This window comes from Jeotgalibacillus haloalkalitolerans (assembly GCF_034427455.1).
Taxonomy (GTDB): domain Bacteria; phylum Bacillota; class Bacilli; order Bacillales; family Jeotgalibacillaceae; genus Jeotgalibacillus; species Jeotgalibacillus haloalkalitolerans.
Genome location: NZ_JAXQNN010000001.1, coordinates 69,679 through 90,936, shown reverse-complemented (window position 1 = coordinate 90,936; position 21,258 = coordinate 69,679). Strand labels below are relative to the sequence as shown.

Here is a 21,258-nt window from a genome sequence, read left to right as displayed (position 1 = left end):
ACGATTTCACCCTTCTATTCAGGTGTTTCATCAAGTGACCGCTCATCTGATAAATGCATCTCAATTTTGTTAACGCTTTCATATAAATCGAAAATTTTTTGTTCAGACAATGAATATTTATTTATTTTTGTCCTACGTGGGACATTTGACTATAACTATAAACCACTGATAATTGATTACAACACTTTTTTAAAATAATGAATGCTTGATTTATATGCTGATTATCCATTTCAACTCCAGTCCGGACGCCGTGAGCGGGTTCTAATTCCCTTTGATACAGGCATCTCTCTCTTTCAATATTAAGGACTCAAGATTAAATACATACAGTGGTCATATATAAAAATGATTATATATCTCTATTAAATATAAATGCGATTCATAGTTCTAATGGTATATACAACCTCCCGAATGGAAAAATCCGTTATTCCCTACTTCAAAATGACCTTTCTCAGATCAAGCAGGTCAACGTCATGACTTTCGCGGAATTTGATATGATAAACATAAAACACAGAGGTGCGTATGGAAGCTGTACGTTGGTTGATCAAAAAAGCACGCCAGAGACTCATGGACCACCAATTTTCGGTCAGTGAAAAACTGGCTGGACGATATCAGATTGAGAAAGTCCTTCAGAACGGAAGCTACGGCATCATCTATTTATGCCGGGATCTGAACACCAGCCAGCCATGCGTGGTGAAGCAGATGCGCAAAAGCAAAAGACGGGAAAACGTTGAGAACTATGCACAGGAAACCGCAATTCTCAAGCAGCTGGATCATCCGGGGATTCCTGCACTCATCGAAGCTTTTTCATATGAGGGAGAGCAATTCTTTTCGATGGAATTTGTTAAGGGGAAAAATGTAGAGGATACATTATTTTCAACCGGACAGCAGTATACTGAGAAAGAGTGTCTGGAAATCGTTCAAAAGCTGGCTGAAATTGTCTGTGCGATTCATCACCAGGGTGTCTTTCACGGGGATATCAGGATTCCGAATGTTCTCCTGCACAATGGTGATCTACACTTGATTGACTTTGGTCTGGCAAGTAAGCTGGACGCTGACAGCGGGTTGAAAACGCCACGTGAGAAGCTTGCACAGGATGATTTTTTCGACCTGGGAGACTTCCTGCTGTTTCTTCTTTATTCTTCATATGACGGGGATACGAAAAAGGGCAGGCCCTGGACTGAAGAGCTCAGCCTTCACCCTGACACGACAGTGCTGCTTAAGCGGCTGCTGGGCATATCAGAGCCCTATCAGCAGTGCGGGGACATACTGGCTGATATGAAAAAAGTGATCAGCATGCTGGAATAAAGCACTTTAAAAAGACGCCGCTTAGCCGTTATCCGGTTCAGGGCGTCTTTTGTGATTCTTCTTATCACAATCAGCTGCTGGAATAATGTCTTTTGTTTTTATAACGGTCTGAACCATAATACGGGTTGCGCCCACGTCGGCCGCTACTGCTGCTGCCACGATACCCGCGTCTCTTCCCGCTGCTCGATCCGTGACGGTAATGTCTTCTTCTGCCACTGCTGCTTCCACGTTTCTTTAATTCTTTGGAAATGCCTTTGATGATCTTTTTGAACATTGAGCATCCTCCTTTAATTCAGGGGTGTACCATTTAGAGATGAAAAACACCCTCTATCATGAGCATAAAGCGGCTGTTCATTTTATACAACTGAAATGTATTTCCTCACTGCCATCCTGCTACCACGGCAGGTTGACATCCTGAATGTCTTCATGCCACATTTCTCTCAGCTGATTGATAATATTTTCAGATAAGCTGCCTTCTGATGCGGAACGGTTCTCATTGAACTGCTGAATATCTTTCGCACCGGGAATCACCGTGGATACTTCTTCGTGTGACAGAATAAATTGCAGTGCTGCACGGGCCATAGGAATGTCGTTCCCGATCATGCTGCGGACTTGTTCGACCAGCCTGCCTCTTTGTTCAATCTCCTCAACACTCCATCTGCTTCTGATCCCGCTGAAGCGGCTGCCCGTGTCATACTTGCCGGTCAGCCATCCGGAATCCAGCGGCACCTTGGCAATCACACCTGTTCCCTTACGCTCAGCTGCCTTTATCGCAGCTGCAGGCTCCTGATGGAAAATATTAAACATTACCTCAATCACCTGACTATCCGTATTGTTTAACAGTTCATTCATTTCTCTTCCTGTATCAACTGAAGCCCCATACGCCCTGATCTTACCCTGCTCTTTCAGCTTTTCCAGCACTTCAAACTGCGGACTGTTTCCGTTCAGACTTTCAAACGGAGGGTTATGAAGCAGCAGGCTGTCGAGATAGTCTGTCTGTAAACGCTGCAGACTGCCTTCCACTGATTCAATCAGTTTTTCAGGTTCAAAGCTCTGTTCACCGTTTTGATGGTGGCCACATTTACTGCTGATGACCACCTGCTCCCTTTTTCCTTTAAAAGCTTTTCCGAGCAGTTCTTCACTCTTCCCTGAACCATAGTTAGGCGCCGTATCAAAAAAATTACACCCGGTATCCAATGCTTCGCTTACTAAATGAATCGCTGCAGCATCCGTCATGCTGCCCCAGTCTTTTTCATTACCTAACTGCCATGCGCCAAAGCCGATTTCTGAAACTTGAATGCCTGTGTTTCCTAAGCTGCGCTGCTTCATAAAAACTCCCCATTTCATGATTTAAAAGCCTGCTTACTTCCTGCGCCGTTCCATCTCATAAAGATCATTCTCAACCTTAAGAAAATACGCTTTTACTATATGTAATGACATACCCAACACGAGTAAAATCAATCCACCAACGATACTTACCGATGACTTAACTGTCCTTTGAACGAGTAATGTGCCGTACTCTTCAAAAGACGCCTCGAAATCCCATGTCTGTGTCCAGCCGTAAATAATTAAAATGATGCCAAGTAAACACGCAGTGATACTGAGCCATTTTAGCCCGTTCATCGGTTCTCCCCCTTACGCTTCCCGGTACTTATTCATCAGCTCTTCAGAAATATGACAATAATCATCCGGACACTTATCCAGCCGGTCCTGATGCTCCTCTGCGCTCCGCACATAATTTGTGAGCGGCAGCACTTCAACCACAATCCGGTCAGCGTCATCTCTCTTTTGGATAAATGCCCGCGCCACTTCTAGATGCTGAGGATCTTCGCTGTAAACGCCCGTTCTGTACTTCTCTCCCACATCAATCCCCTGTTTATTCAGACTGTATGGGTCGATGATTTCAAAGAAGTAATTCATCAGCTCTTCCATTGTCACGACCTTTGGATCAAACTCAGTTTTTACACATTCTGCAAATCCGTCGTAGTCACCATCAAGTGTACCCGTTGCTCCATTCGCTCTCCCTGCTTCTGTCGACGTCACGCCGGGCAGCGTTTTGATAAATGCCTGTACGCCCCATAGGCAGCCGCCGGCAAAATATACAGTTTCCATTTGATTCACCTCTATGTTTGTAAAATGATCAGTTTCTATACCTGATTGTATCATTCATAAGGTTCATCATTTCAAAACAACAAAAAGCTTCTTTCAATAAAAAAGATCAGGCGCTCTATTCATCTGCCTGATCTTTCACCAATCTATTATTCACGCGCCCACGCAGCAATCGCCCGAATATCCTCAGGCGTTGTTCTGCAGCAGCCGCCGATGATCCGGGCACCTGCCTTATGCCACTTCTTTGCATCCTCTGCAAACTGATCTGACGAGGACTCTCCGCCCCATACTTTGGTGACTGCATTATACTTTTCACCGGAGTTCGGGTAGACAATCACAGGTTTTGCCGTCCGGCTTTTTACTTCATTAATCAGGGATTCAATCGTCTCAGGTGCTGAGCAGTTAATGCCGACTGCAGCCACCTGCTCCTGCTCATTCAGCCACTCTGCACAGTCAGCGATTTTTTCACCATTGCTGTTATGTATTAGGTCCTTTGCGCTGAAGCTGATCCATGCAGTCACTTCAGGGAATTCGCTCAACACTTCCACAATGGCTTTCGCTTCCTCAAGGCACGGAATCGTTTCGCACGCTAACAGATCCGTTCCTGCTTCAACTAACACTTTGATCCTTCCTTTGTGAAAGGCAACCAGTTCATCAAAGCCTGCAGCGTAATCTCCGCGGTATTCAGATCCGTCTGAAAGAAAAGCGCCATATGGACCGACTGAGGCTGCGACTAAAGGCTTTGGACGACCCGGCTGCCCAGCCCAGAATTCATCGCGGGCTTCTGCTGCAAGCTGGACTGATTTCGTGATCAGGCTGACTGCTTCTTTCTCAGACAGTCCTCTTTGCTGATACCCTTCAATGGTTGCCTGATAGCTGGCAGTGATCGCACAGTCAGCGCCTGCCTCAAAATAATCAAGGTGAACCTTTTTAATCAGCTCCGGATTTTCCAGCAGAATTTTTGCTGACCATAGCTGGTCGTTCAGGTCGCATCCATAGCCCTCAAGCTCAGTTGCGAGTGCGCCATCAAGAATGATGATGGGATAGTCATTCAATATATTTTCAATCGGGTTCACGCCAAATCATCCTTTCTGTCTTCCTGCTGTTCAGAACGCTTTGACCGCTTTAAAAATTGCTTCGTTCTTTCCTTTTTCGCATGGTTAAACAGCTGATCAGGTGTTCCTTCTTCTACAATCAGCCCGTCCTCCATGAAGATCACCCTGTCTGAGATTTCACGCGCAAACTGAAGCTCGTGCGTCACAATGAGCATCGTTTTTCCTTCTTCAGCCACGCTCTTAATCGTTGCCAGCACACCGTCCACAAGCTCAGGGTCCAGAGAGGACGTTGGTTCATCAAACAACAGGACTTTCGGGTTAAGTGCCATCGCACGGGCAATGCCGACCCGCTGCTGCTGACCACCGGAGAGCTGCGCCGGATAATGATCGAGCCGGTTGGATAGACCGACCTTTTCAAGAATCTCAAGACTTGTCTCTTTCGCCTGCTCCTTCTTCAGCTGCTTCACGCTTGTTAAGCCGACCATTACGTTTTGCAGTACAGTCAGGTTTTTAAACAGGTTGTACTGCTGAAAAACCATGCCGGTTGCCGTTCTTAAAGCCAGGATATCTGACCTCCCTGCCGACTCAGCGTCTACTTTTTTACCAGCAAGCTCAACGGTTCCGGTAGTTGGCTGCTCAAGAAAGTTGATGCATCTTAACAGCGTTGATTTCCCAGACCCACTCGGTCCTAAAATCGATACGACTTCTCCTTCACGGATGTCCAGGTCAATCCCCTTCAGCACATGCTGGCTGTCATAATACTTATGAATATTTTCAAGTTTAATCATCACGCAATCCCTCTTTCATATCTGCGGGCCCGCTTTTCGAGTCTGACCAGCAGCCGCTCTACAACGATACAGAGAATCCAGTAGACAATTGACACAGCGATATACACCTCAAAAAACGCCAGCCCGCGTGAGCCGAGAATTTTTGCCTGCCCCATCACGTCCACGACACCAATAATGAATACAAGGGACGTATCCTTGATGGTGCTGATGAACATGTTTCCAAGGTTCGGGATCGCGACGGTTAAAGCCTGCGGGAAAATGATTTTCGTCATCATCTGCACCGGGCTCATCCCGATTGCTTTTGCCGCTTCAAACTGACCGCGGTCCACTGACTCAATCGCAGACCGGATCGTCTCAGACAGATAAGCCCCAAGGTTAATTGAAAACGCCAGCAACGCATAGACTTCAGGCGATATACTGTTCACATCTGCTGATAAAAGCACGCCGTATTCAATCTGCAGATAATAAATTACTTTCGGTATCCCGTAAAACACAAGATAGATCTGTACGAGTAGAGGCGTTCCCCTGATAAATGAGACGTAGATTGACGTAATCACGCTCAGTACAGGCACCTTATAGATTTTAATTAATGCCGTCACAAGCCCGATGATCAGGCTGATCACCATCGAGCCCACAGCGATGCCAATCGTAATCGGCAGACGCGACAGGATCGCGGGATAGCTCTCTATGATAAAGCTGATATCCAGTAAATTTTCCATTCTCTCTTACCCTCCGGACGCTTATTCAGGAATGTATTCTCCGCCTGTCCATTTCCGTGACAGTTCAGCTAATGTTCCGTCCTGCTTCAGCTGCTTGAGAATCGGGTCAATTAACGCCTTCAGCTCCTCGCCCTTTTCACCGTGCTTCAGCACAATGCCCATCTGATCATTCACAAGAGACTGCCCGACGATCTCAACGCCCAGCTCATTTTTCTCAAGCACTTTATTCATCATAATCGGGTCATTCACATAAGCATCCACGCGTTCATTCTGCACGTCCTGTAACACCTCAGCAGGCGTTCCGCTTTCACTGTACGTTAACTCTATCGGAGTATCCGCTGTCTCGTTATACTCTTCAAGCAGCAATGTATAGGAATCACCCGCAAGCGCACCCACCTTCTTCCCTTCAAGGTCCTCAATCGTCTGAATATCCTCTCTGCCTTCCTTTACAGCAATCACCGTTTCAGCTGCAAAGTAGGATTCATCTGTAAATAAATACTTCTCCTCACGCTCAGGTGTTTTGGCTATCTGATCGGCAACCGCCTGAATTTTATTCGATTCAAGCGAAAGAAACATACTGTCCCACGGAACCGCCGTGAACTCAAACGTATAGCCATCCAGCTTTTCATCGATGGCCTTCACCACATCAACGTCATAGCCTGTCAGCTCATTGTTGTCATTTGCAAATGCAAATGGCGGATAATCATTCTGCGTCCCGACGATAATGACCTCATCGCCGTTTGCCGCCGTTGTTTCATCTGAAGAACAGCCGCTTAAAGCAACGGCCCCAGTCAGTAAAAATAGTGATAAAAATAAAGGTTGTCTTTTCATGATGTACGCTCCTTTTATGTATGTAGTGTGAATTTAATTGATATGTCAGCCTGATAAACACAAAAAAAACCACTTCCAATAAGAAAGAGGTTTTAATCTGCTTCTTATCTCTCAGAATGACAACATTCTGCAGGAATTAGCACCTCTCATAACATGATGGTTGCTGGACGTCACAGGGCCTGTCCCTCAGTCTCTCTGGATAAGTTATTAAGTTTTTTGATATGTACGATCGTATTGGACAACCGGCCTGCTGTCAAACAATTTTTTCAACATTTTGCTATTTACTCTCACATTTACTGAATTAGGAATACGTTTTCATTTCTTTTATATCAGCACTGTTTAACTTTTGCTTTTTCACAAAAAAAAAAATTTAATTGCTTACTCTAAACATTCACTGAGTCCTCTATTTTTTATGTACATGTCCATCGCGTCGAACTGTCACTTTCTTCTTCAGAAACCCTGATTTTACACACCAGCTTCACGACTACGAATAGAATAACTTAACATTAAAAAGAAGGTGACACATATGTATAGACAATTTGAAAACTATGGCGCGATCGGGGCATTAAATGCAGCTTCATTATCCCTGCCTCAAATGCTCACTTATGCCCTTCAGGATGAGTATCTGGCGCAGGCAAGATACAATAACATCATTGGAACCTTTGGTGACATCAGAACGTTTGTACAGATCCGGGCGGCTGAAATGAGACATATCATAGCGTTACTGCCACTGTTCGAGCGATACCAGGTCCCATTACCAGTGGATGAATCCCAAAATTTTATCACAACGCCTGAAAGTGTGAAGGCTGCATTCGCATCAGGTGTTCAATGGGAAATCGATAATATTGCGATGTACGACAGGTTCTTATCATTTAACATCCCGAATGATGTAAGATTCGTTTTTACTCAGCTGCGTAATGCTTCTTTGAATCATTTAGCCGCATTTGAAAGAGGCTTGGCCAGAGGCTGATTTCACAAGGAAGCATCCTTAAAAATGAATATATATCCTAATTATAACATTTTATTAACATTTACACTTAGTTAAAGTTGGCTGTTGATTTCCGCTCCAGGGGGACGCTTTCCGTGGCCGGGCGCTGAGCCATCAGGCTTCGCCGTGATCGTCTCACCTGTCCCTTCCTGCCACAGGAGTCGCCCCCTTTCACTCCAATCAACAGCTGTGCAGAAACAACAATGAACTTTAACAAAGCGAATATTTAAATAAAACTCAGCCAAAAGCTCCTGAATTTTTCCCACGCTATTGCAGATGCTCAGCATATCCGGCAGAAATCCGGGCATGATAACCTTATCTATTCTATTTTTGGGAGGATTCACATGAAACGTCAAACCGGTACCTATTACTGGCCGACCACCTTTCCAGATGCTCCGGCTTATCCGCTATTGGAAACAGATCTGTCCTGTGATGTGCTGATTGTTGGTGGTGGCAGCTCGGGTGCACAGTGCGCATATTATCTGGCTGATCATGACCTGGATACTGTAGTCATCGAAAAGTCAAGGATCGCAAGCGGCAGCACTGCAACAAATACAGCCCTCCTTCAGTATTCCGGGGAGAAGATGTTCACGCGCCTGGTCAATACCTTTGGAGAAGAGTATATTGCGAGACATCTGCAGCTGTTAAAAGAGGCGATTAATGAGATAGAAGCAGCCTCAAAAAGCAGTTCAATCGACTGCGAATTCACCAGAAGAGATACCCTTTATTCCGCCAGCTGTCCCGAAGACGTGGACAAGCTGAGGAAGGAATATAAATATTTAAAGCAGCATGACTGTGAAGTGACTTTTTTAGAAAAAGATGAGATTGAAGCGAAGTATCCTTTCAGCCGGGAAGCTGCGATTTATTCTTACAATGACGGGGAAATTAATCCGTTCACCTATACGCATGCGCTTTTCGAGGAGGCGGTCGCTCAAGGGGTTCGTGTATATGAACATACTGAAATGAACGGACAGCACTTCGATCAGGAAAGCGGCCATATGATTGTGACGACCAAGAACGGCTATGCCATTGAGGCGCGTCGCGTGATCTTTGCCGCGGGGTATGAGGGCTTGGATATCAAAAATGAGAAGAAAGCTTCTTTTGAAAGTACATTCACGGTCACTACTAAACCGGTAGATGACCTGTCCGCCTGGTACAATCGTACACTTCTGTGGGAAACCGCCCGCCCCTATTTATATTTACGGACAACGCAGGACAACCGTGTGATTATTGGCGGACTTGATGAAAACACAGATGAAGAAGGAGACAGAAATAGTAAATTAATTCATAAAAAATATCAGTTAATTGAAGAGTTTAATACGATGTTTCCAACGATCAGGGTTGAGCCTGAATTTTATCTGGCTTCATCCTATGGCGGTATTGTAGATGGTGTGCCGGTTGTGGGGAAATATGAGGAATTCCCGGGCGGCTATTTTGTGTTTGCGTTTGGTGATAATGGGATGGTGTATGGGCAGGCGCTGGCAAAGCTCGTTGCCGAAGAGATTGTGAATGGAAACAGTGCGGATCTGTCGATGTATTTGCAGGACCGGCCGCTGTTGAAAAAAGTATGAAGCGAAGGCTGGCAGAGACCAGCCTTCGCTTCTTTAGTCTTCATCCGTTGTTAATTCCACATACATACCGGTTGTTAAAATGATGACCAGAAAAAAGAAAATCAGCGTTAATACCATTTCACTCAACTCCTACCATGTGATAAATCCTCTTGACCCCGGTGGTGCATGCTGGATCATCTGGGCAATTGGGATGGCGTACGCGATGATGATGAGTACGAATGCAATACCGATCCATACAAGCCAGTTCTCGAGTATTTTCGGTGTTGCCCGTTTATCACTTTCAGCGAGCGGAAACTCTACAAATTCGTGCGGCTCAACAGCTTTTGGTGAGACGAATGCGCTCATGATTACGATATAAAGCAGCAGCATAGCTGAAAGGAAAAGAATGCTTCCACCGACGGCCATGGTGACGTGATTTGTCAGAATGCCATCAAACCATTCCAGTGCAGATTCGTGACCGTTATAGTTTGAATACGCAGTACGTCGCGGGGCGCCAAGCAGGCCGAGAATATGCTGGGCTGTACTCATTAACAGCATGCCAACTGCCCATAATCCGATCTGGATAAAGCCTAATTTCTTCATTGTGTTCGAGAACTTTCTGCCGGTCAGATAAGGGATTAACCAGTAAGTCAGCCCCATAAAAGTCATCGCAACAGGCGTTCCAACGGTAATATGAAAGTGTCCGACGATCCAGAGCGTGTTGTGCACGATTTCATTCAGCTGAAAGCTTGCGTTAATGATTCCGCCGGCGCCTCCCGGAATGAAGAAAGCCATGGCAATGAAAATGGATGTAAACCGCAGATCCTTCCACGGAAGCTTTGTGAACCAGCCGAATAACCCTTTCCCGCCATTTTTCCGTCCAGCGCGTTCAAAGTTTGCAAACATAGAGAATGCAGTCATCAGAGATGGAAGTATGACCATGAAGGTGAGCACCACCTGCAGGAACTTCCAGAAATCAGAGATCCCGGGCTCCATCAGCTGATGGTGGAAGCCGACAGGAATGGAGAACAGGATAAACAGGACAAACGCAAGACGCGCCAATGAATCACTGAAGACGGGTACGCCAAGAATTTTCGGCACGACTGTATACCATGCCATATAAGCAGGCAGCAGCCAGAAGTAAACGAGCGGGTGCCCGAAATACCAGAACAGCGTACGACTTAATTCGACATTAATCGTGTCCACCCAGCCGAATGCCCAGGGAATGTACTGAAATAAGACTGTCGCAACCACACCCAGGCATGCAATGACCCATAGAGCGATTGTCGAGACCGTCATAAAGGCAAAGAGAGGACTAAGTTCACCGCGATTTGCTTTTCTCCATTTCATATAGTGGCCAACGAGTGCAAATCCCATGATCCAGGAGCCGACTACAAATAAAGCGAGACCCACGTAATACCAGGGGTTTGCCATTAAAGGTGCGTAAAACGTATAAAGAACGGATGCTTCCCCAATCACAATCATGACTGTCGCAAGAATCGTTCCTGCAAGCATCACCAGAAATCCGATCCAGTTCCAGAGCAGCACTTTTGGACCGAACGCGCCAAGGCTTTTACTCATACCCGAAATAAAAAATGCAAAAATGAAAAATGTCGTAAAGATAAGTGCAAGTAGCACGCCGTGTGCCGTTAGAATCTGATAGTAATCCAGCCATGCCGGGAGCTCCAGTTGGTCGTTCCGGATAAATACCTGAAGTAAACCGGCAAGTGTTCCGATTAAAAATGCGGTGTAGGCGACACCCATATTCCAAAGCGCTAATTTACGTTCTCCAGCTGCCAGCATTATTCTGTCACCTCAATTTCTGTGTACATAAAATGGTGACCTGTTCCGCAGTACTCATTACAGATAATCAGATATTTCCCCGGTTCTTTAAATGTGTATGACTTTGTCGTCACCTGACCGGGCACAACCATCATATTGACGTTTGTGTTATCAATCGTAAAACTGTGAACCACGTCTGTACTGGTTACTTTAAAAATGATTTCTTTACCAACGGGAACTGTTAACGTCTGTCCGCCATCGTAGGCAAACGCACTTGCGACAATCGCTGCCTGATAAGTATCGTCATCCAGCTTTTTGACACCCGGTTCATTAAAAGGAGCGGTTTCCCTTACCTTCTCAGGGTCGATTGTTTCGATTCCGCCTGCAGGTGTGTGATCATGCGCGAATGCATTCACACCAACAATGCTTAAGAATGCAATGAGGCATACGGTGCCGAATACGAGCCATATTTTTTCGTACTTATGAAGATGCATGGTGATTCTCCTTTACGGTTATTGGGATAAATACATCAGGTAAACAGCTATCCACATCGCGACGATGACAAATCCAACAAAAAATACGCTGACTAATGTTCCCTTCAGATTTTCTTCGTTCGCCTGTTTTTTCTTAGCCACTTCAGTTCACCTCTCCAACATTGATATTGGGTTAAGCGTAAAGGAATCACGTGCTGACCACTGTGATAAATATCACATCTGTGACAAAAATTAACCTGAAACTTTGATTCTTTCATTTTTTCGCCAAATTTATTAAACCGTTTCGCTGCGCTTCGGGCGGACGCTTTCCGCGGGGACGGCGCTGAGCCTCCTCAGGCTTCGCCTTCCGGGGTCTCACCTGTCCGTCACATCCCGCTGGAGTCGCCGCCCTACGCTTCGCTCCACTTGGATTTTATTCAGTATATTGTTGTGATTTATAAAATAGATGTTTTAGCTAAACTTTTAATTGATTCATTAAAAAAGCAATAAAAAAACTACTATTCTCTGGTGTGAGAGTAGTAGTTGGTTAGTCAATGCGGCAAAGTGTGAGTGGACAGTTTTCGCATTGGATTTCGTTTTTTAGGTAGGCGAGGTCGCGGATGAGGATTTTTCCGTCGCATATAGAGATGATTTCCTGTTTTTTCAGTTCGGATAGCATCCGGTTTGCCACTTCGCGTGCCATTCCGCAGAAGTTGGCGAGGTCCTGGTTTGTGAGGGATACGTCAATTAAGATTCCCTCTGACTTTTGAATGCCATAGCTGTTGGATAATCGGATTAATGTGGAATAAAGGGCACCCTTTTTTCCGTGAAGCAGCAGATCACGGAAGCGGGTCTGGGTCTTCCGCTGATTCAGGCACATCCATTTCATAAAAGCAGCAGCGAGTTTCGGATTTTGATTAAACTCCGCTTCAAGCTCATGAATTGGGTACAGGTAGCACTCCACGTCCTCTTTTACCTTCGCATCCAGCATGTACGTCGCATCCTCAGCGTATAAATACACTTCCCCAAGCAGCTGATTCTGCCCGCAAATCCGAAGCGTCAGCTCACGCCCATCTGAATTCATTTTACTCAGCTGGACCTTTCCTTTCGTGATAAAAAAGAGGTGTTGAATCTGATCACTTTCACGGAATAAATAACGATCTTTAGCGAAGGTCTTCACATGATGAGGCAGTGACAGTAGTTCTTTCAGGTCGTCTGAAATTGGTTTAGTTTCTGCATACATGTGTTTGAGCCTCCTAAAGATGTATTTATAATACTTGTTTAAGTATAGCACAGGTGTGTGAAATGGTGAGACAGATTTTGTAGATAACCATAGTTGAGATCTGATCAGACTTAGTAATAAGTTTACGGAAGTTGCTTCTCCGACCTCATATTTATTTCCTCTTTTTAAAATTAACTCCTTCTTGCTCTATCACCAGTTGAATCAATTTATCCAACTTACTGCGATACACCGGATCACTCTCTTGGTCCCGGTTAATCAGGAACGTATCCAGCTTCCATGGTTTCCCACTATAAAATAAATAATAATCCTGAGTCGCAACTATCGTCAGCTTATCATCCAGCGGAAACCTTCTTCTTTTTTCTCCTATTGAAATAAACGGATCACCTTCTCTGTAATGTATCGGATAGGTTGAGCTGCTGATATGTTTGTTATAGAGGTGATTTCCCTTTATGCGGTTGATCAGTCTGCCTAAGAAGTAGATGACGGCTACAGACAGTAAGAAACGAACCCCTTCAATCAAAACGGAAATGACCAGCAGTATCAATTCCTCTGAAGCATTTCCATCAGCAACCCGTCTGGCAACCTCTGCAGACTTCTGGAATTCAAAAATGCCAATCATTAAAAATAACGCACAGCCAAAATAAAAAATAAATCGATTGTAAGGCAGATGCTTCATCAACTGAATACAACCTTTTTTAGTATTAAAATAGTTAATTGATATTTCTTTCATAACAAAGCTCCTAAAAGTACGTCTTGTTATCGATCAGTTCAATACGTTCAATGGTTCAATTAATTCAAATCCATCATCATTAAATAACCGGACTCTGACGTTGCCAGGTAATAAAGATTCATCGATTCCATTGTGGTGAGACATATTTCTGCCGACTACAAATTCATTATTAGGTAGAATTGTTAGCTCTCCAGACGTTTCACCATAAGCTTTAGGATCTTCCGGATCACACGATATTACATACCGTTCATAAGGGAATGCAGCCCATATATCCTCATCATCAAATAAAATCTCTACGCAAAAATCGACAGGCCGATTAGAATGATTCAGATACCTGACAAATACCTCAAGCTCTTCTTCCTGTGGCAGATATTGAATATAGCTGGTGTCCTGGTCCATTTCGATTAATGGCTCGCTGCTGCAGGCGGTTAGAACAACAGCTATGAAAGTTAGGATGGTAAGGTGCTTTTTCAATTGAGCAGCTCCTTTATATAAATCAACATTGAACATTATTATATCATTTTCCAAAAGTGTTAAATCAATGGTTGATTTGTATTTTTCACAATCTACCTTTTACAATGATAGAAAACGTTGAGCATACTGGAGGTACTTTATGAATGGTTATTGGATTATAAATGCAACGATTGAAACCGGATTTAATCATGATGACCGGGTGACTAAAACCTGTACTGAAACGGCGCATCTGAAAATTGAGCATGAGACGATTACTGAAGTGACATCAACTTATCCTGCTCAAACCGACCTTCCCGTGATTGATGCAGAAGGCGCACTGCTGCTGCCTGCGTTCCGGGAGATGCATATTCATATTGATAAGACGTATTACTCAGGTCCGTGGAAAGCTGTGGAGCCCGCTGTTAACGGCATCTTTACCCGGATTGAGGAAGAACAGACCATCCTGAAGGAACAGCTTCCTGTAGCAGAGGAACGTGCAAAGAAGATGATTGAACTGCTTTTGCAAAATGGTCATACCCATATCCGCACGCACTGCAATATTGATCCAGTTTCAGGGATTGAAAACCTAAAAGCCACAGTCCGCGCACTTGAAGCGTATGAAGATTACCTGACATATGAAATTGTCGCTTTCCCGCAGCACGGGCTCTTAAGAAGCAACGCTGAATCCCTCGTCCGTCAGGCGATGGAGCACGGAGCTACTCACGTGGGAGGCGTGGACCCTGCAACCGTGGACCGCAACATTAATCATTCTCTTGAAACGATGTTTGCCATTGCGCAGGATTATGATAAAGACATCGACATTCACCTCCACGATCCGGATTCACTCGGCGCTTTTGAAATGGAGCAAATCGCTGACTTAGTCAAAAAGAATGGCTATGAAGGTCGCGTCACGATCAGCCATGCACTGGCGCTGGGCGACCTGAAGGAAAGACGGCTGCAGCAGCTGACTGGCATACTGAACGACGCAAAAATTGATGTGACGACCAGTGTGCCAATTAATCGTCCCACAATTCCAATCCCGGCTCTATGGAAAGCAGGAATTCCAGTCTCAGTTGGTCATGACAGCATTACAGATCACTGGTCACCTTTTGGCACTGGAAATACGATTGATAAACTCGCCACACTCGGAGAACGCTTCGGGATCAGCGATGAAGTCGGGTTAAATCAGTTACTGAAATATGCAACAGGTGGCATCACACCTCTCTCAGCAGAAGGTCAGCAGCAATGGCCAAAGCCAGGCGATACTGCTTCATTCATTCTTGTAGATGCAAGCTGCAGTGCAGAAGCGATTGCAAGGAGAAAGCCTATTAATGCTGTGTTTGGGAAGGGGAGGCAGTTTTTGATGGAGGGGTAATAGTAAAGCTGATGAAACTCAAACAACATAAAAACCCGGGGATGCTCCACGTAATGTGGAGATAGGTTCCCGGGCTTTAAAAAGAATTTATATCAGCTATCATCCTATGAGCTGATGAAGCAGTGATTCAATATATCACTGTTTTATATACTTTTTCAGATCATTTAACGTAAATGAATTGTATGGACATTGTGTATAGGACAGGAAATGTTTCTCATTATCACCGCACACGTTTTCTCCTCATCCACTGTGTTGCAACCCACTTTTCCCCTTTTATAACAGGTGCCCCGCCATGAAGCGTTTGTTGGTTCAGTTCTTCATTGTTGTAAAAGTATTCGAAATAGACGGCTGACCCCTTTTGAGGAGTGATAGAGATATTTAATGCAGGAAAGTAGGTTTCTCCTCCCTCTTCCACTTCATTCAAATAAACGACCATTGTGCTAATGCGATTATTTGAAGCGGCTTTACTGGTCGGCAAAAAGTAATCATGGTGCGCTTTATACTCCTGTCCCGGCGTATATTTCAAGATCTGTAACCCCTCTGCGTGTTCGACAGGAATATTCATGATCTTAGCAAGACGCTTTTCAATGATATTGACCAGATCATTTTCTGACTCCTCAAAGAACATGCCGCTACTTGTTCTCATCTGATTGACAACACGATCACTACTAATCTTCGAGCGCTTCATTCTATCACTCGATAATTGAATCAGCTGATCACATTCCTCGCAGCTTAATACATCCTCCAACACCACAACCAGCGGCCACGTATGCAGCTTCGTAAACGGAATCACTGTATCTCCGACCATCATGACAGACCCAACGGCATCAAAAAGGTGCTGTTCTGCCGCTTTTTCGGGCTCTGTCATATACCCTTCCATAAACTGTTCTTTCACATTAGTTAAATCATGGTTAGGCGTTATATTCATTTGTCATCCTACCTTTTCTAATATTTACAATATTAACTTTATAATACCTTTAATTTCAAAAAAAGTGATAGAACAAAATATTTTTTTGTGAAGAAAAATGACCCCACGTTACACATTTGGACACATTCAGTATTTGCTCTTAACAAAAAAGAAGCCAGGCCCCACTCCGCTGATTGCAAAAGTGATCCCTGGCTTTAATAAAACTTAAATTTTCTCATATCCAAAAATCGCAACATTCTGATCCTGCAAAACAAACCGATGATCAAGCCATGCTAACGTATTCAACACATACCCTAACGAATCCGCATTATATCTCCCGGCAATTTTCTGATAAGCCAGCAGCTCGTATCGTTTATCTGAATCAAAATCAACAGGGTATAAACCACTGAGAGGATTGACAAATCCAGTAATCGGGCTCTTCAGCCTGCCATTTTCATCATATATCTCACTTAAATATTCACTGCCTCTTTGTGAGATATCTATGATGTACGTTTGATGATTGATCAAGCTGACAACTTCCACTTTGTAATCATCCTGATAATGCACCTCATATTGATACTGCTCATTATAGACATCAACATCAAATAATAATTGCGGGTTGTTATTCAAAAAGGAATAAATATAGACGTACATTGTTCCACCACTACCGCCTGTAGCAATACTGATTAAAATGTCATCTACTCCATTCCCGGTAAAATCCCCAAGGAACACAGTCGGATTGTAGCCAGCATTTTCCTGAAGCGGGATACTTGTGAACCTGCCGGATCTGCCATCCTGAACGAGCAGCGTGATCTGTTGAATAAATGGGCTATCCGGCGTCATAATGCCGGTTAAATAGACATTGTCAGGGACTCTGTCTCCGGTTACATCTCCATATGCAAACGAAACGACATTTGGAGGATTCATATTAGTCCCGGTGTAATGATTATACATAGCATGCTCCTTTCCAAAACACTATAATCACCATTCCCAAATGTTCTAACATAAACATATGCTGCGGCTTCATCACTCAGAATGAAGGATGGGACAGAACCTTTGGTCACAACAAATAAAAAAGCCCAGGTCCGCTCCGCTTATTGCAGAACTGGATCCCCGAGCTTCAAATAAAACTTAAATATCGCCGTACTATATCTAAATGAGATTTTCTAAAATGGAGATATTCCCCTTCTCAAATTGCAATGAATCTTATACCATCAGTTAAAGGTTAGCGGAAATATTCCTAAAGATTATACAAATACCTCTACTTCTCTAAATTTAGTTTTTCTAATCGATTGAGTAAAAGCAATAGAGCCTTTCCTCTCCAAAATTCCATACTAATCTGCCCACTTGACATGCCCCCTCGTGCGTATTTTTCCACAAAAATTGATTCATCTTCAGTATGGAAGGGGTAATTTGTAAGTTTTTTAAAATACTTTTCAAAATAGTCGATAAAGCACGCTTTTGAGCAAGGAGCTGGTATATCGGCAAAAACCTGTTCTAATTCGCACCATAAATAGGGATCTCCTCTAAACTCCCATGATTCTGGCTTTGATTTAAAAATTATTGATAATGACTTTTCCATGGTTTTACCCCCAAACCGTTTGTTAGTTTTATTATAGGGGTGAGGTTTAGATTTTGGAAGTGGGGTGGATTTTATTGTGTCGGGAATTGCAGGTGAGAGAAATCATTTAAGATAGTTATCAGACAAATATAAAACTGATGAACCCACTCTTTTGCAAAAGAGTGGGTTCATCAGCTATTGAGATTTATTCAATTACAATATCAAAAATATACGGCTCAAAGTCCAATTCATAATTATCACTATAGGTTTCTGCATAAAACTGCATTGATTCTGTCGCCTCAAAATCAATTGCTGGATATACAATAACGCCTTCACTTTCAATCCCTGGAAGAATATCCGATTGAACTTCAGGCAAACCTGTCGAATATGAATCGAAATAATCAGATTCTAATTGCTGATTGCCAACAATTAATCTAGCAGAATGAGTATAAAATGAGGCTAAATCTTGTGTATTATTTTGTACTTTTACATACACTCTCGTTTGATTTTCTGCAAACTCTACTTTTTGAACTGTTATCATAAGGTCATGCTGATTCATTTCCTGAGCAGGGCTGATTTCTTTAAGGGTTGGAGACATGGCTGTGATATAGTCCACTACTTCAACGCTTTCTGCAGCAACCATTGGTGCCGTTACGATCCCACCAAATGCGTTTTCCCCTTCGAATTCATCATGGACTACCCCTTTAATTTTTACGTAGTCCTCACTAGATAAATCTAATGAAGGATCATCAATTCCAATAATCGTATTCTTTTCACTGTTTTCAGGATCAGCCCACATTTGAAAATATGTACCATCACCATCTTTTTCAGGTTCCATAAATACTTTACCGGTCATTTCAACCTCATAACCTTTGTAATCACCTGGGTTGGTGTACAACTTATCATAATCTTCTTCTGCTAATATACCTTTTGAGTCTTCATTAGAGACTTCCTCTTCTTCCCCAGACTCACTATTTTCTGTTTCTGCTTCCGCAGTCTCAGGTTCAAGAATATCTTCTCCGCTTGTACTATCATCTCCACAGGCTACCAGCAACATTGAAACAATTAATAAAAGCCAGAACATTGATTTCTTCACTTGCTCCTCACTCCTTTAACTGATTCTTTTTAACTATTTTAAATATACCATATTTTTTCTTATTTATGTAATATTTTTAAAAAATGATATCTGTTAGGTTTTTTAAAATATAGTATAATAGAACTTAATTCCTAAAAAGCGAGTGAATAGAGGCTAAAAAATGATCATATACGAAGCCAGTAAAACCGAATTCATATCCGACGTCACAAACGAACTCCTAGTCGAACGCCTATACGAATCCTATCAACAAAAAATCGGCCGTACATCAAAAAGCGAAATCAATTCCTGGGAAAACTCTCTTCATAGAATGTCGAATGTAATGCAGGATGACGACATCCCAGATGATACGGCTGTAGCCATTGAATTTAAGATCCCTAATACCTCAAAGCGTGTGGATTTTCTTATCGCAGGTCATGACGGAAAACAGGACCATGTAGTAGTCGTTGAACTGAAGCAATGGTCTGAGATCGAGAAGGTGACGGGTAAAGATGCGCTGGTTTCTACCTATCTTGGTGGAGGCAAACGTACTGTGACTCACCCTTCCTATCAGGCATGGTCCTACGCAGCGCTGATTGAAGACTTTAATCAAAATGTTCAGGACCAGCATATTTTGCTGAATCCGTGTGCATATCTACATAATTACAGACAAACTGAAAATGATCCGTTAACTGACCCACACTATGCTAACCATATTGCAAAAGCACCTGTTTTTACTAAAGGTGAAATTCAAAAGCTGCGCGATTTTATTAAAAAGTATGTTCGTTTTGGTGATCGCAATGGACTGATTTATCAGATTGAGCATGGTAAGATCCGTCCTTCAAAATCTCTTCAGGACTCACTAGCCAACATGCTGAAAGGAAATCAGGAGTTTGTACTGATTGATGAGCAGAAGGTATTCTACGAAGAAGCTCTAAATCTTGCGCTTGATAGCATTAAAACCGGCCAGAAACGTGTGATGGTCATAGAAGGCGGTCCTGGAACAGGTAAGTCAGTGATGGCTGTCAATCTGCTCGTGAACCTGATTAACGAAGAACTGACTGCACTCTATGTATCCAAAAACTCTGCACCACGTAACGTATATGCCTCGAAGCTTAAAGGCACCATGAAGAAAACGCAGATTGATAATCTCTTCAAAGGCTCCGGCAGCTTCACTGAGTCTGAAAAAGATGAATTTGACGTGCTGATTATTGACGAAGCGCACCGACTGAACGAGAAATCAGGTCTGTTCGCGAACCTTGGAGAGAACCAGGTAAAAGAAGCCATTCATGCATCTAAATTTACGATCTTTTTCATCGATGAAAATCAAAAAGTAACGTTAAAAGATATCGGCAGCATTGATCTTATCAAAGAGTTTGCTGCGGACATGAATGCTGAATTGATTGAAGGCAAACTCACTTCACAATTCCGCTGCGATGGATCAGATGCTTATATCGCCTGGCTGGATGATGTTCTTCAGATTCGTGAAACTGCCAATGCAAATGATCGCGGCGTTGACTATGACTTCAGAGTGTATGATGACCCGAATCATATGCTGACTGACATTGAAGAACTGAATAAAAAGAATAATAAATCACGTATGCTCGCAGGCTACTGCTGGGAATGGCCGAAAAACGGACGTAACAATACGCTTCACAAAGACATTGAAATCCCTGAGCACAACTTTAAAATCAGCTGGAACCTCTCAGATAGTATCTGGGCAATTGAGCAGAATTCAGTAGCTGAAGCAGGCTGCATTCATACTTCACAGGGGCTTGAGTTTGACTATGTTGGCGTAATTATCGGTCCGGATATCAGTTTTGAAAATGGTGAAGTGATTACTGATTTTACAAAGCGTGCAAAGACGGATCAATCATTGAAAGGAATTAAAACAATGGCGAAAGAAGATCCGGAGAAAGCTCAGGCTTTGGCTGATCGGATTATTCGTAATACGTACAGGACGCTGATGACTCGTGGACAGAAGGGTTGTTTTGTGTTTTGTACGAATCCCAAGTTGAATGATTACTTTAGGGAACGATTGAATAAGTCGGTAGATTATGAGGATTTGTCGCCTAGTAAAGCTAGTTTAGTAGCAGAGTGCGAATTAGATTATTAAAAAGTCAAAGGGTCCTCCTTACATGATGAGGACCCTTTGACTTTTTATTTATGTTAACATTCTATAATGACACTTTATATTGTAGATGATTCGTTTGTGACAAAGCTAACTGAGAAGCATCTAAGTGAGGGTTTTTTCTCACAAAAGAGCCATGCTAACCATTTTGTACCCTAACTCATTCTATACAGTACTAGGGTTATT

22 protein-coding genes, 1 pseudogene and 1 riboswitch are annotated in these 21,258 nt (G+C 43.3%); of the genes and pseudogenes, 5 read left to right on the top strand and 18 right to left on the bottom strand.

What is annotated here, in order from left to right; all coding sequences use genetic code 11:
* The first annotated feature begins 519 nt into the window (after positions 1 to 519).
* Positions 520 to 1,305: a serine/threonine protein kinase gene (locus tag UFB30_RS00455; protein ID WP_322419703.1), complete on the top strand. Its 786-nt coding sequence runs from the start codon at positions 520 to 522 to the stop codon at positions 1,303 to 1,305.
* Positions 1,306 to 1,326: 21 nt separating this feature from the next.
* Here UFB30_RS00455 and UFB30_RS00450 read toward each other — a convergent pair whose 3' ends face one another.
* The 8 genes from UFB30_RS00450 to UFB30_RS00415 form a co-directional block, all read right to left on the bottom strand.
* On the bottom strand, positions 1,327 to 1,533 hold the full coding sequence (locus UFB30_RS00450) for a hypothetical protein (protein WP_322419702.1): 207 nt from the start codon (positions 1,531 to 1,533) through the stop codon (positions 1,327 to 1,329).
* Between the two features lie 165 nt (positions 1,534 to 1,698).
* Complete coding sequence (locus tag UFB30_RS00445; RefSeq protein WP_322419701.1) at positions 1,699 to 2,634, bottom strand: aldo/keto reductase; 936 nt, start codon at positions 2,632 to 2,634, stop codon at positions 1,699 to 1,701.
* A gap of 33 nt (positions 2,635 to 2,667) precedes the next feature.
* Positions 2,668 to 2,928: a hypothetical protein gene (locus tag UFB30_RS00440; protein ID WP_322419700.1), complete on the bottom strand. Its 261-nt coding sequence runs from the start codon at positions 2,926 to 2,928 to the stop codon at positions 2,668 to 2,670.
* 12 nt (positions 2,929 to 2,940) lie between these two features.
* The gene (locus tag UFB30_RS00435; RefSeq protein WP_322419699.1) at positions 2,941 to 3,417 is read right to left on the bottom strand and encodes a peptide-methionine (S)-S-oxide reductase; all 477 of its coding nucleotides are present in this window, start codon (positions 3,415 to 3,417) and stop codon (positions 2,941 to 2,943) included.
* A gap of 146 nt (positions 3,418 to 3,563) precedes the next feature.
* Positions 3,564 to 4,490, bottom strand: a complete 927-nt coding sequence (mmuM, locus tag UFB30_RS00430; RefSeq protein ID WP_322419698.1) for a homocysteine S-methyltransferase — start codon at positions 4,488 to 4,490, stop codon at positions 3,564 to 3,566.
* Positions 4,487 to 5,257: an amino acid ABC transporter ATP-binding protein gene (locus UFB30_RS00425; RefSeq protein WP_322419697.1), complete on the bottom strand. Its 771-nt coding sequence runs from the start codon at positions 5,255 to 5,257 to the stop codon at positions 4,487 to 4,489. The genes mmuM and UFB30_RS00425 overlap by 4 nt, the downstream gene beginning before the upstream one ends.
* Positions 5,257 to 5,976, bottom strand: a complete 720-nt coding sequence (locus UFB30_RS00420; RefSeq protein WP_322419696.1) for an amino acid ABC transporter permease — start codon at positions 5,974 to 5,976, stop codon at positions 5,257 to 5,259. The genes UFB30_RS00425 and UFB30_RS00420 overlap by 1 nt, the downstream gene beginning before the upstream one ends.
* A 21-nt stretch (positions 5,977 to 5,997) precedes the next feature.
* Positions 5,998 to 6,807, bottom strand: coding sequence for a transporter substrate-binding domain-containing protein (locus tag UFB30_RS00415; protein WP_322419695.1), 810 nt, complete (start codon positions 6,805 to 6,807; stop codon positions 5,998 to 6,000).
* Between the two features lie 101 nt (positions 6,808 to 6,908).
* Positions 6,909 to 7,013, bottom strand: a riboswitch (SAM riboswitch).
* 326 nt (positions 7,014 to 7,339) lie between these two features.
* On the opposite strand from UFB30_RS00415, the pseudogene UFB30_RS00410 reads away from it, so the two are divergent.
* Both UFB30_RS00410 and UFB30_RS00405 read left to right on the top strand, forming a co-directional pair.
* A pseudogene (locus tag UFB30_RS00410) lies at positions 7,340 to 7,777 on the top strand (ferritin family protein); the annotation flags it as partial.
* A 362-nt stretch (positions 7,778 to 8,139) separates the two neighbouring features.
* A complete protein-coding gene (locus UFB30_RS00405; RefSeq protein WP_322419694.1) occupies positions 8,140 to 9,366 on the top strand; it encodes an NAD(P)/FAD-dependent oxidoreductase in 1,227 nt (408 codons plus the stop codon).
* Positions 9,367 to 9,495: 129 nt separating this feature from the next.
* Here UFB30_RS00405 and UFB30_RS00400 read toward each other — a convergent pair whose 3' ends face one another.
* The 6 genes from UFB30_RS00400 to UFB30_RS00375 form a co-directional block, all read right to left on the bottom strand.
* On the bottom strand, positions 9,496 to 11,148 hold the full coding sequence (locus UFB30_RS00400) for a b(o/a)3-type cytochrome-c oxidase subunit 1 (RefSeq protein ID WP_322419693.1): 1,653 nt from the start codon (positions 11,146 to 11,148) through the stop codon (positions 9,496 to 9,498).
* On the bottom strand, positions 11,148 to 11,621 hold the full coding sequence (locus UFB30_RS00395) for a cytochrome c oxidase subunit II (RefSeq protein WP_322419692.1): 474 nt from the start codon (positions 11,619 to 11,621) through the stop codon (positions 11,148 to 11,150). Before UFB30_RS00395 ends, UFB30_RS00400 begins: the two co-directional genes overlap by 1 nt.
* Positions 11,622 to 11,639: 18 nt before the next feature.
* Positions 11,640 to 11,762 (bottom strand): cytochrome C oxidase subunit II, encoded by a 123-nt coding sequence (locus UFB30_RS00390; RefSeq protein WP_322419691.1) that lies wholly within the window; start codon positions 11,760 to 11,762, stop codon positions 11,640 to 11,642.
* Positions 11,763 to 12,147: 385 nt separating this feature from the next.
* Complete coding sequence (locus UFB30_RS00385; protein ID WP_322419690.1) at positions 12,148 to 12,843, bottom strand: Crp/Fnr family transcriptional regulator; 696 nt, start codon at positions 12,841 to 12,843, stop codon at positions 12,148 to 12,150.
* A 151-nt stretch (positions 12,844 to 12,994) separates the two neighbouring features.
* Positions 12,995 to 13,573, bottom strand: coding sequence for a hypothetical protein (locus tag UFB30_RS00380; protein ID WP_322419689.1), 579 nt, complete (start codon positions 13,571 to 13,573; stop codon positions 12,995 to 12,997).
* Between the two features lie 33 nt (positions 13,574 to 13,606).
* Positions 13,607 to 14,047, bottom strand: coding sequence for a hypothetical protein (locus UFB30_RS00375; RefSeq protein ID WP_322419688.1), 441 nt, complete (start codon positions 14,045 to 14,047; stop codon positions 13,607 to 13,609).
* A 139-nt stretch (positions 14,048 to 14,186) separates the two neighbouring features.
* Here UFB30_RS00375 and UFB30_RS00370 point away from each other — a divergent pair, with 139 nt between their 5' ends.
* Positions 14,187 to 15,401: an amidohydrolase gene (locus UFB30_RS00370; protein ID WP_322419687.1), complete on the top strand. Its 1,215-nt coding sequence runs from the start codon at positions 14,187 to 14,189 to the stop codon at positions 15,399 to 15,401.
* A gap of 220 nt (positions 15,402 to 15,621) precedes the next feature.
* On the opposite strand, the gene UFB30_RS00365 is transcribed toward UFB30_RS00370, so the two are convergent.
* The 4 genes from UFB30_RS00365 to UFB30_RS00350 form a co-directional block, all read right to left on the bottom strand.
* Positions 15,622 to 16,212 (bottom strand): 2OG-Fe(II) oxygenase, encoded by a 591-nt coding sequence (locus tag UFB30_RS00365; protein ID WP_322420522.1) that lies wholly within the window; start codon positions 16,210 to 16,212, stop codon positions 15,622 to 15,624.
* Positions 16,213 to 16,533: 321 nt separating this feature from the next.
* A complete protein-coding gene (locus tag UFB30_RS00360; RefSeq protein WP_322419686.1) occupies positions 16,534 to 17,262 on the bottom strand; it encodes a YybI family spore inner coat protein in 729 nt (242 codons plus the stop codon).
* A gap of 307 nt (positions 17,263 to 17,569) precedes the next feature.
* Positions 17,570 to 17,890, bottom strand: coding sequence for a hypothetical protein (locus UFB30_RS00355; protein WP_322419685.1), 321 nt, complete (start codon positions 17,888 to 17,890; stop codon positions 17,570 to 17,572).
* 184 nt (positions 17,891 to 18,074) lie between these two features.
* Entirely contained in the window at positions 18,075 to 18,965 is an 891-nt protein-coding gene (locus UFB30_RS00350) for a DUF4352 domain-containing protein (RefSeq protein ID WP_322419684.1), read from the bottom strand.
* 160 nt (positions 18,966 to 19,125) lie between these two features.
* Here UFB30_RS00350 and UFB30_RS00345 point away from each other — a divergent pair, with 160 nt between their 5' ends.
* Positions 19,126 to 21,057, top strand: a complete 1,932-nt coding sequence (locus UFB30_RS00345) for a DUF2075 domain-containing protein (protein ID WP_322419683.1) — start codon at positions 19,126 to 19,128, stop codon at positions 21,055 to 21,057.
* The last annotated feature ends 201 nt before the right edge of the window (positions 21,058 to 21,258 follow it).

Bases quoted from the DNA above. Each gene is read 5' to 3' on its own strand.
- UFB30_RS00455 (WP_322419703.1), top strand. From the start codon at position 520: ATGGAAGCTGTACGTTGGTTGATCAAAAAAGCACGCCAGAGACTCATG.
- UFB30_RS00445 (WP_322419701.1), bottom strand. From the start codon at position 2,634: ATGAAGCAGCGCAGCTTAGGAAACACAGGCATTCAAGTTTCAGAAATC.
- UFB30_RS00440 (WP_322419700.1), bottom strand. From the start codon at position 2,928: ATGAACGGGCTAAAATGGCTCAGTATCACTGCGTGTTTACTTGGCATC.
- UFB30_RS00435 (WP_322419699.1), bottom strand. From the start codon at position 3,417: ATGGAAACTGTATATTTTGCCGGCGGCTGCCTATGGGGCGTACAGGCA.
- UFB30_RS00425 (WP_322419697.1), bottom strand. From the start codon at position 5,257: ATGATTAAACTTGAAAATATTCATAAGTATTATGACAGCCAGCATGTG.
- UFB30_RS00420 (WP_322419696.1), bottom strand. From the start codon at position 5,976: ATGGAAAATTTACTGGATATCAGCTTTATCATAGAGAGCTATCCCGCG.
- UFB30_RS00415 (WP_322419695.1), bottom strand. From the start codon at position 6,807: ATGAAAAGACAACCTTTATTTTTATCACTATTTTTACTGACTGGGGCC.
- UFB30_RS00405 (WP_322419694.1), top strand. From the start codon at position 8,140: ATGAAACGTCAAACCGGTACCTATTACTGGCCGACCACCTTTCCAGAT.
- UFB30_RS00400 (WP_322419693.1), bottom strand. From the start codon at position 11,148: ATGCTGGCAGCTGGAGAACGTAAATTAGCGCTTTGGAATATGGGTGTC.
- UFB30_RS00395 (WP_322419692.1), bottom strand. From the start codon at position 11,621: ATGCATCTTCATAAGTACGAAAAAATATGGCTCGTATTCGGCACCGTA.
- UFB30_RS00385 (WP_322419690.1), bottom strand. From the start codon at position 12,843: ATGTATGCAGAAACTAAACCAATTTCAGACGACCTGAAAGAACTACTG.
- UFB30_RS00380 (WP_322419689.1), bottom strand. From the start codon at position 13,573: ATGAAAGAAATATCAATTAACTATTTTAATACTAAAAAAGGTTGTATT.
- UFB30_RS00370 (WP_322419687.1), top strand. From the start codon at position 14,187: ATGAATGGTTATTGGATTATAAATGCAACGATTGAAACCGGATTTAAT.
- UFB30_RS00365 (WP_322420522.1), bottom strand. From the start codon at position 16,212: ATGATGGTCGGAGATACAGTGATTCCGTTTACGAAGCTGCATACGTGG.
- UFB30_RS00360 (WP_322419686.1), bottom strand. From the start codon at position 17,262: ATGTATAATCATTACACCGGGACTAATATGAATCCTCCAAATGTCGTT.
- UFB30_RS00355 (WP_322419685.1), bottom strand. From the start codon at position 17,890: ATGGAAAAGTCATTATCAATAATTTTTAAATCAAAGCCAGAATCATGG.
- UFB30_RS00345 (WP_322419683.1), top strand. From the start codon at position 19,126: ATGATCATATACGAAGCCAGTAAAACCGAATTCATATCCGACGTCACA.